The sequence below is a fragment of the Nocardioides sp. genome, from assembly GCF_047606145.1.
Lineage (GTDB): Bacteria > Actinomycetota > Actinomycetes > Propionibacteriales > Nocardioidaceae > Nocardioides.
Window position 1 is genome coordinate 1 of sequence record NZ_JASGET010000159.1, and the last position, 9,384, is coordinate 9,384.

At 69.4% G+C, this 9,384-nt stretch carries 7 protein-coding genes and 2 riboswitches; of the genes, 2 read left to right on the forward strand and 5 right to left on the reverse strand.

What is annotated here, in order from left to right:
- Positions 1-76: 76 nt before the first annotated feature.
- The 4 genes from QM638_RS21830 to QM638_RS21845 all read right to left on the reverse strand — a co-directional run bounded on the left by QM638_RS21830 (position 77) and on the right by QM638_RS21845 (position 5,645).
- On the reverse strand, positions 77-1,294 hold the full coding sequence (locus QM638_RS21830; protein ID WP_415145573.1) for an Nramp family divalent metal transporter: 1,218 nt from the start codon (positions 1,292-1,294) through the stop codon (positions 77-79).
- A gap of 17 nt (positions 1,295-1,311) precedes the next feature.
- The gene (locus QM638_RS21835; RefSeq protein ID WP_415145575.1) at positions 1,312-1,761 is read right to left on the reverse strand and encodes a hypothetical protein; all 450 of its coding nucleotides are present in this window, start codon (positions 1,759-1,761) and stop codon (positions 1,312-1,314) included.
- A gap of 33 nt (positions 1,762-1,794) precedes the next feature.
- Positions 1,795-2,775, reverse strand: a complete 981-nt coding sequence (locus tag QM638_RS21840; RefSeq protein ID WP_415145577.1) for a ribonucleotide-diphosphate reductase subunit beta — start codon at positions 2,773-2,775, stop codon at positions 1,795-1,797.
- A 227-nt stretch (positions 2,776-3,002) separates the two neighbouring features.
- The gene (locus tag QM638_RS21845) at positions 3,003-5,645 is read right to left on the reverse strand and encodes a ribonucleoside-diphosphate reductase subunit alpha (RefSeq protein ID WP_415145579.1); all 2,643 of its coding nucleotides are present in this window, start codon (positions 5,643-5,645) and stop codon (positions 3,003-3,005) included.
- A gap of 127 nt (positions 5,646-5,772) precedes the next feature.
- Positions 5,773-6,002, reverse strand: a riboswitch (cobalamin riboswitch).
- Positions 6,003-6,205: 203 nt separating this feature from the next.
- Between QM638_RS21845 and QM638_RS21850 the strand changes: the two genes are divergently transcribed.
- Complete coding sequence (locus tag QM638_RS21850; protein WP_415145581.1) at positions 6,206-6,562, forward strand: hypothetical protein; 357 nt, start codon at positions 6,206-6,208, stop codon at positions 6,560-6,562.
- 37 nt (positions 6,563-6,599) lie between these two features.
- Positions 6,600-6,788, forward strand: a riboswitch (cobalamin riboswitch).
- Between the two features lie 25 nt (positions 6,789-6,813).
- Positions 6,814-8,151, forward strand: coding sequence for a glycine cleavage T C-terminal barrel domain-containing protein (locus QM638_RS21855; RefSeq protein ID WP_415145583.1), 1,338 nt, complete (start codon positions 6,814-6,816; stop codon positions 8,149-8,151).
- Between the two features lie 147 nt (positions 8,152-8,298).
- Here the strand turns inward: QM638_RS21855 and metE are convergent.
- On the reverse strand, positions 8,299-9,384 hold a 1,086-nt coding region (metE, locus tag QM638_RS21860; RefSeq protein ID WP_415145585.1), incomplete at its 5' end, for a 5-methyltetrahydropteroyltriglutamate--homocysteine S-methyltransferase.

Here is a 9,384-nt window from a genome sequence, read left to right on the forward strand (position 1 = left end):
CCCCGGCGCGGGCCCCCCCCCCCCCCCCTCCCCCGCGGGGCGGGGGGGGGGGGCCCCCCCCCCCCCCCCGCCCCGCTCAGCGGAGCACGTCGATCAGCAGGGTCAGGTTGAGCGCCACCACGATCGACGCGCACAACCAGCCCAGCCGCGTGGTGAGCGGTCTGTTCGCATAGCGGCCCATCACCGCGGCGCGGGAGCTGAGCTGCACCAGCGGGACCAACGCGAAGGGCACCCCGAACGACAGCACGATCTGGGAGAGCACCAGCGCGAGGGTCGGGTCGACGTGCAGGCCCAGTACCACCAAGGCGGGTGCCAGCGTCACCGCCCGGCGTACGACGTCCGGGATCCGGCGCCGGAGGAAGCCCTCCATCACCATCTGTCCGGCCAGGGTGCCCACGCTCGAGGCCACCAGCCCGGAGGCGAGCAGCGCGAGTGCGACCAGCAGGGCCGGACCGGCGCCCAGGACCCGGCCCAGGGCTGCATGAGCGCCCTCGATCGTGTCGATGCCGGCTCCGCCGAGCGCGGCAGCGGCCACCAGCAGCATGAGCAGGTTCATCGCCCCGGCCACCGAGAGCGCGAGGACGACATCGGCGCGCTGTGCGCGCAGCAACGTCCGTGGTTCGATCCGGTCGCGTGCCTGGCTGCTGGTCAGCCCACTGTGCAGGTAGATGGCGTGCGGCATCACGGTCGCCCCGAGGATCCCGACCGCGAGCATCAGGCTCGCCGAACCGGCGAGGTGCGGCACGCTCCCGCGGGCCACCATCGCCGGCTCGATCCCGGACATCACCGCACTGAGCGCGAACCCGACCAGGATGACACCGAGCAGCGCCATCACGATCGTCGCGAACCGGCCGCTCCCGTGTCGACGGAAGCCGAGGATGACGAAGGCCACCACGCCGGTGACGATGCCGCCGGCGAGCATCGGCAGGCCGAAGAGCAGCCTCAGCGCCAGCGCCCCGCCCACCACCTCGGCCAGATCGGTCGCCACGCAGACCAGCTCGGCCTGCACCCACAGGCCGACCGCGACCGGACGCGGGTAGCTGTCGCGACACAGCGCGGCCAGACCGGTGCCGGTGGCGATCCCCACCTTCGCCGACAGGTACTGCACCAGCATCGCGATCAGGTTGCTGAGGATCACCACCCAGACCAGCAGGTAGCCGTAGTGCGACCCGGCGGCCATGTTGGTGGCCACGTTGCCCGGGTCGACGTAGGCCACCGCGGTGATGAACGCCGGGCCGAGCAGCGACAGCCCGCGCCGCTGCCGGGGTCGTACGCCGGTGTCGACTCGATCCACGGTCGCATCACCGCGCGTCACGGTCGGACCGGCCGGGTGCGCTCGGCCGGGCCGGTGTGCCAACGAGCGACCCACGCGACCACCGCACGCACGCCCGCATCGGGGTCCTCGGCGAGCAGCTCACGCACCGCCGCCGGCGCCTGTGGATTCGCGGCCACCCACCCGCGCACGAAGGCATCCGGATCCGAGGCCAGGCCGGTCAGCACACCAGGATCGGTCGCGGGGTTACGCGCCACGCACCGACGTACCGACGCCACCGCGTCCCGGGCGAGCAGTTCGAGTACGTCGGGCGGGGCGTGGTGGGCGAGCGCCGCGCTCTCCCGGATCGCGGGAGCCGCCGAGGCCGCGAGCACCCGGACCCGGTGCCGCTTGCCCGCGCTCGCCGGCGGCGAGGCGAACCGGGACAACGGTGCGCCGTCGTCCCCGGCCGAGGACGCCGCCAGCGCGGCGCGCTGAGCGGGAGTCATGAATCCCAGGCACGACATCGCCGGTCACCGCCCTCAGCCCTGACGGGCGTTGACCTCGTAGGAGGTGTTGATCGACTCGAAGAAGTTGACCAGCTGCAGGGTGTCGTTGGCCGCCGCCATCCACTTCGCCGGGTTGGCGACGCCGTAGTGGGCGCCGAAGCCGAGCTCGTCCAGGCGCCGGTCGGCCAGGTACTTCACGTAGGTGTTGATGTAGTCGGCGTTGAGGCCCAGGATGCCGGCCGGCAGCAGGTCGCGGTTGTAGGCCTCCTCCATCTCGACCGCATCCAGGATCATCTGCTTGATCTCGGCGGCGAACTCGCTGGTCGCGATCTCCGGGTTCTCCTCCAGCACGGTCAGCACCAGGTTGATGCCGAACTTGAGGTGGAGCGACTCGTCGCGCACGATCCAGTCGATCAGCGAGCCGAAGTTCCGCAACAGGTTCCGCTGCCGGAAGCTGAGCGCCACCATGAAGCCGGAGTAGAACCAGATCCCCTCCAGGATGACGTTGTAGGCGATCAGGTTGCGGACGAAGTCCTGTTTCCCCTCGGTGGTGGAGATGTCGATCCGCTGCTCGGTCATCCGCTTGATGAACCGGACCTCGAACTCCTCCTTGGCCGCCATCGAACCCACCGTGACATGCGAGGCGTACGCCGCCTCCCGGTCGATCGGGAAGGTCTCCAGCACGTACTCGAAGCTCATGCAGTGGTTGGCCTCCTCCCACATCTGCTTGGCCAGGTAGAGGTGACACTCGGCCGCGTTGACGTAGGGGTAGACCCCGAAGGCGAGCGCCTTGTTGACCAGCAACTCGTTGGGGTTGAAGTAGCTCATCAAGAAGGTCAGCGCCGCCCGCTCGTCGGCGCTCATCTTCTCGAAGTCGGCCAGGTCCTCTCCCAGCTGCACCTCGTTGGGGAACCAGGTGTTGGCCACCGCCTGGTCGTAGAGGTCCATCGCCCACTGGTAGGTGACCGGCTTGAGCAGCAGGCCCTCTTCGATTCCGGTGCCGAGAATCGGCATGTCGTTCTCCTTCTGTCGTCGTCTCTCATCGGACCTCATCGGATCTGTCGAGACCCACCGCCGGGCGCTACTCAACGAGCAGGCACGGTGGACGCGCCCGGCCGCATCCTCGTCGTCTCTCGTCGGTCGAGTAGTCCGGGCGAGCGAGGAACGAGCCGGCCCGGACGTATCGAGACCTCCAACCTCGACCGAGCGCTACTCGACCGGGGAGGTGGACTCGCCTCGGACTACTGGCAGGACTCGCACTGGAGGCGTTCCATCGGGTCGACGGGGCACTGAGCCCCGTCGACCTCGTCCACCTCCTCGACCACCTCGAGCTCCCTGGCACCCTCCGGTGCGGTGACCGGGGCGGCCGCGCCGAAGCCCCGCCGCGGCTGGGGCGAGGCCCCGAAGCCGCGCCGCGCTCCCCCGGCCGGTGCGAGCGAGGCGGCCTTGTTCACCTTCACCGTGCTCTGCTCGGCGGTGTGCCGCGGCATCATGTGCAGGTAGTAGGTGGTCTTGACCCCCATCCGCCAGGCCGCTGCGTAGAGGTCGAGCATCGCCGACACGTTGCGGTCGGCCAGATAGATGTTGCGGCTGATGGCCTGGTCGATCCACTTCTGCGCCCGCGCCGCGACCTCGAGGAACGCATACCCGGAGAGCTGGAAGGAGGTCTTGTAGATCTCGACCAGCTCCGCCGGCACCCCGAGGTCCGGGTTCTCCTCGGCCACCTTCGACAGGTCGCCCTGGTGCCGGAGCAGGTCCTCGCGCACCCGCTCCCACAGCCCCGCGGCGCGCAGGTCGGCGACCAGGTTGCGGTTCACCTCCAGGAACTTGCCGGAGCTGGTGGCCCGGCTGAAGATCTGGCTGAACTGCGGGTCCAGCCCGGGGGTCGTCCCGGCGACCAGGCCGATGGACGCGGTCGGGGCGATGGCCATCAGGGTCGAGTTCCGGATGCCGCCGGCGACCTTGGCCCGGAGCGCATCCCAGTCCAGTCGTTCGGTGCGGTCGACGGCGACCGGGACGCCGCGGTCCTTCTCCAGCAGGTTCAGGGTGTCGACCGGCACCAGGCCCTTGCTCCACTTCGAGCCCGCGAAGTTCGGATACGCGCCACGCTCCCGCGCCAGATCGGCGGAGGCGTCGATGGCGTGCCAGGAGACGAACTCCATGATCTGGTCGATCAGCTCGTAGGCCTCCGTCGACTCATACGAGTAGCCGAACCGCTCGACGATGTCGGTGAAGCCCATCACGCCGAGCCCGAGCGCGCGGTTGAGCTCGTTGGAGTGCTCCGACTCCGGCACCGAGGAGATGGTGATGTCGATGAGGTTGTCCAGCTGCCGTACGGCGAGCCGGGTCGACTCCGCCAGCCGGTCCCAGTCCACCCGCGCCCCGCTTCCACCCGCACCGCGGCGACGGCCCTCCACGTGCCGGGAGAGGTTGATCGAGGCCAGGTTGCAGACCGAGACGTTCTCCCGGTCCTGCGGCAGGCAGATCTCGGTGCACAGGTTGGAGAGGTGGATGGCGCCGGCGTTGTCGTTCAGCGCTCGGGTGTTGATCGTGTCCTTCCAGGTCAGCCACGGATGCGAGGTGGACTGGAGCGAGGTCAGGATCGCCTTGAACTGCTCACGAGCACCGATCTTCTTGTGCCGCAGCCGGCCCGCCTCCGCCAGCTCGACGTACTCGGCGTAGCGGGCGGAGAACGCCTTCCCGGTCAGCTCGACCAGGTCGGGCACCTCGGCCGGGTCGAAGAGGTACCAGGGCTGGTCGCTCTCGACCCGCACCATGAACTCGTCCGAGATCCAGACCGCGGTGTTGGCGGTGCGGGTGCGCCGGTAGGGATCGCCGGAGTTCTGCCTCAGGTCGAGGAACGCCGGGAAGTCCAGATGCCAGTTCTCCATGTAGAAGCACAGCGCGCCGAACTTCTTCCCACCGCGGCTGACCGCCCGCAGCGTGGAGTCGATGGTGTGCATGAACGGGATCGGTCCGGTCGAGACGGTGTTGTTCGACCTGATCGGCGAACCCTCGGCGCGCAGCTTGGAGACCGACAGCCCGATGCCGCCGGTGCCCTTGGTCAGCCACATCACGTCGCGCACCGACTTGGCGATGTGTTCGATCTCGTCCTCCATCTGCATCACGAAGCAGTTGGAGAGCTGGGCGTAGGAGGTGCCGGCGTTGACCAGCGTCGAGCCGGCCGCCAGGTACTCCAGCCGCGACATCTTGTCGTAGAACCGCAGCGCGGCCGTGTCCCTGTCCTCCTCGCCCAGGGCCAGCCCCATCGCCACCCGCATCCAGAAGAACTGCGGCATCTCCATCGGGCGGCCCTCGGGGGCCGAGATCATGTACCGGGTCCGCATCGTCTGCACCCCGATGTAGCGCAGCAGGTCATCGCGGTCGGGGTCGAGCGCGGAGCCGAGCCGGTGCAGGTCGAAGTCACGCAGCCGGGGGTCGAGCAGGCCCAGCTCGATGCCGCGCTCGACGAAGGCCACGAACGCCTCGCCATGGAAGGCATAGACCTCCTCGCGGGTCACCCCCTCGCCGAAGATCGCCTTGTAGAAGCTCTTCACCAACAGCCGCGCCGCGATGGTGTCATAGGCCGGGTCGTCCTTGACGTTCTGCAGGGCCACCTGGACCACCGCCTCGTCCAGCTGCTCGCTGGTGATCCCGTCGAACAGCGTGATCTCCAGCTCGGAGCGGAGCTGGGTGGCGCGCGCGACCTCGTCGTCCAGCCCGGCCGCGGCCTCCTCGATCGAGCGGGCGATCTCGTAGCCGTCGTACGGCGCCCGGCTGCCGTCCCGCTTGACGACGGTGACGCCGGTCGTCCGCCCGGTGTCGCTGGTCGTGTCGCTGGTCGTGTCGCTGGTCGTGTCGCTGCCGCTGTCGCTGGTGCTCATCTGCGCATCCCCCTCGTGAACCGACTGTGGAAGCTTCCGCGGTGACGAGGTGTGCGACGAGGAGGAGCGGAGAAGGGTGCCCACCGCTTCGATCCCCTGACCTTCCCTCGAGGTCGCGGACCCCCACCGCTGACGGTGGAGCACTGGCAGGTCTTCGGACTCGTGGGCGTCCTCTCGGCATGTGTCTCGCGTCGAGATTCCTACTGCCCGTCGCTTCCCAGATCCCGCTCGGGATCCAGTGCACGTGACGGGGGTCGTTCCCACTCACCGCTGCGGGGCAGTCCCGGACTCACACCGGGTTCCCTCTTGCCTCTCCGTGACCGGCTGCCACGAAGAACCAGCTGCTCGAACCACCATATACACGGAACCACAGCCATGTAACTACCTACATGTAGTGTTTTGCGAAAAGGTGCCATCGGCACCGCACGGCGCCTCCTCCCCGGCTAGGCTGGAGTCGAGGACCATGTTCCTCGGGCGATGGAACCCGCCCGGCACCGTGCCGAACCGCCTCGCGCTGACGGTTCCTCGCCGGCACGGCCGGCGAGAGGAGGTGAGCGGCGGTGGCAGGCTCCTCGCACCACGTCATCCGAGACCTCAGCAGGTTCGGCCGGCCGTACTGGCTGCCGCCCGGCGGCTGGGGCAACGGCCTGGACGACCGGTCCTGGGTCGCCCTGGTCGACGTCACCCGCGAGGACGTGGCCTCGCTGCTGCTCATGACGCTGCGCGAGGCCGACGTACCGGGCTACGCCGCGGTCCTGCGTCGCCCGTGGCGGGCACCGGCCCGAGCGCGCGGACGCGATCTTCCGCCCCGTATCCGGCTGTGGGTGGGAGGAAGCAGCTACGGGACGGCGCAGACCGAGATCCTGCGGATCATGCCCGGCCTGGTGAGGCGGTACGGCCACCGGGTCATCTCCTGACAACCCGGTGGCTTTTGTTGCGTATGGAGCAACTTATTGACCATCACGCAACACCGGTCCTACGCTCGCGCAAGCGTTGCAGATACGGGAAGTCGGTGCGACTCCGACACGGTCCTCGCCACTGTGACCGGGGTGCCGACCGCACCACCGGGGCGCCGCCCCCGGGACGGCGGAGGCGGGCCAACGCCCCGGGAGTCAGGAGACCGCCTGCATCGTCTCCTGCAGGTATTTCCACGAGCGATGGAGTCGCCATGACCCTCTCTGCTGCACACTCCGCCCCAGGCAGTTCCCAGCCCAACGCGCCGACCGTCGACCAGTCGGATCGGCTCGTCCCGATCAACCTGCGCCAGTCCGGGCCGACTCCGGTCGAGCTGTTGATCTCCACCCGCATCCGCAAGTCGCCGTACTGGCATCTCTCGGTCGCGGCCGGGTGCTGGCGCGCCGAGGTCTACAACCGCGTCTACCACCCCCGCGGCTACGTCCGGCACGAGGACGGCGGCCCGATGGTGGAGTACGACGCTCTGGTCAACCACGTCACCATGTGGAACGTCGCCGTCGAACGGCAGATCCGGGTCCAGGGCCCGGACGCGGAGGCGTTCGTGAACTACGTCATCACCCGGGACGCCACCAAGATCCCGCCGATGCGGGCTCGGTATGTGATCCTCTGCAACGAGCAGGGTGGCATCCTCAACGACCCGGTGCTGCTCCGCATCTCCTCGGACGAGTTCTGGTTCAGCCTCTCCGACTCCGATCTGATGTTCTGGCTGCAAGGCGTCAACGTCGGGCGCCGGTTCCACGTCGACATCGCCGAGATCGATGTCTGCCCGGTCCAGATCCAGGGCCCGAAGTCCGAGGCGCTGATGGTCGACCTGTTCGGTCCGGAGGTCTCCGAGATCCCCTCCTACGGGCTCTACGAGGGTGAGGTCGCCGGTCACCCGGTGGTGGTCTCCCAGACCGGGTTCACCGGAGAGAAGGGATATGAGATCTACCTCCGCAACGCGACCCTGCACGCCGAGGACATGTGGAACGCCGTGCTCGAGGCCGGCAAGGCCCACCAGCTCATGGTGATCGCGCCCGCACACCATCGCCGGATCGCGGCCGGCATCCTCTCCTGGGGCCAGGACATGGATGCCGAGACGCTGCCCTTCCAGGTCAACCTGGGCTACCAGGTGCCGCGCAACAAGCAGGCCGACTACATCGGCAAGGCGGCACTCGAGGCCGCCCGGACGCAGATCGAGGCGGGCTCGCCGCCGTACCTGCACACGCTGGTCGGCCTGCGACTCGGCGGCAAGCCGATCGAGGAGTATGCACCCGACTTCTGGCTGGTGGGCGAGCCCGGGGCCGAGCCGACCGGCTACGTGACCTCCCCGTGGTACTCCCCCGAGCTCGGCACCAACATCGCCATGGCCCACGTCCCGGTACCGCTGGCAACCATCGGCACCGAGCTGGTCGTCCACCTGCCCGAGAGGTACGCCGACGTCCCCGGCCAGCCCGTCGCGGCGACGGTCGTCGAGATGCCGTTCCGGCCCTCGGTCAACCCGAACACCCGCGAGCGACTGCACCAGGCGGGCCTGGACGCCGCGGTCTGAGTCGGCCGCGGGACCGAGACGACCCGACCCGTTGTCGGGACTGCCGGGCTGCCGGCGCTCGTGGACGGGTTCCACCGTGGGTGGGTGCCGGCCCCGGCACCCACCCACGTCGTCGACCCCGGTCAGGGCCGCTCGCTCACGCTCTGCTCACAGCCCGGCTCGTAGCGTCCTCGCCGCGGCCGACATCGCCCGCAGGGCGGGCTCGACCTCGGCGTAGCCGCGGGTCTTCAGGCCACAGTCGGGATTGACCCACACTCGCTCGGCCGGCAGGGTCTCCAGCGCCCGCCGCAGCAGTCCGGTGATCTCCTCGACGGTGGGCACGCGCGGCGAGTGGATGTCGTAGACGCCCGGGCCGAGCTGGCTGCCGAACGCGCCCTCGCGCAGATCGCCGAGCAGCTCCATGGCCGAGCGGGCGGCCTCGATGCTGGTGACGTCGGCACCGAGATCGTCGATGGCGCCGAGGATCTCGCCGAACTCGGAGTAGCACAGATGGGTGTGGATCTGGGTGTCCACCGCGACGCCGCTGGTCGCCAGCCGGAACGCGCCGGTCGCCCAGTCGAGATAGGTCTTCTGCTCCTCGGTGCGCAACGGGAGTGTCTCGCGCAGCGCCGGCTCGTCGACCTGGACGATCGCGATCCCGGCCTCCTCCAGATCGGCCACCTCGTCGCGCAACGCGAGCGCCACCTGGTCGGCGGTGGTCGCCAGCGGCTGATCATCGCGGACGAACGACCAGGCGAGCATCGTGACGGGCCCGGTGAGCATGCCCTTGACCGGCCGCTCGGTGAGGCTCTGGGCGTAGCCGATCCATTCCAGCGTCATCGCGGAGCGACGCCGTACGTCGCCGTAGAGGATCGGCGGCCGCACGCACCGCGATCCGTAGGACTGCACCCAGCCCGCAGCCGTGGCCGCGTAGCCGTCGAGCTGCTCGGCGAAGTACTGCACCATGTCGTTGCGCTCGGGCTCGCCGTGGACCAGGACGTCGAAGCCGAGCGCCTCCTGGATCTGGATCACCACCCGGATCTCCTGCCGCATGTGATGGGCGTACTCGGCCGCGGACAACGTCCCGGCCGCATACGCGGCGCGCGCCCGGCGTAGCTCCGGCGTCTGCGGGAAGGAGCCGATGGTGGTCAACGGCAGCGGCGGGAGCTGCAGCCGGGCCCGCTGCGCCGCCTCTCGCTGGGCGCGCGGCTCGCGGTGCCGGTCGGTCGGTACGACGGCCGCGGCGCGGGCGAG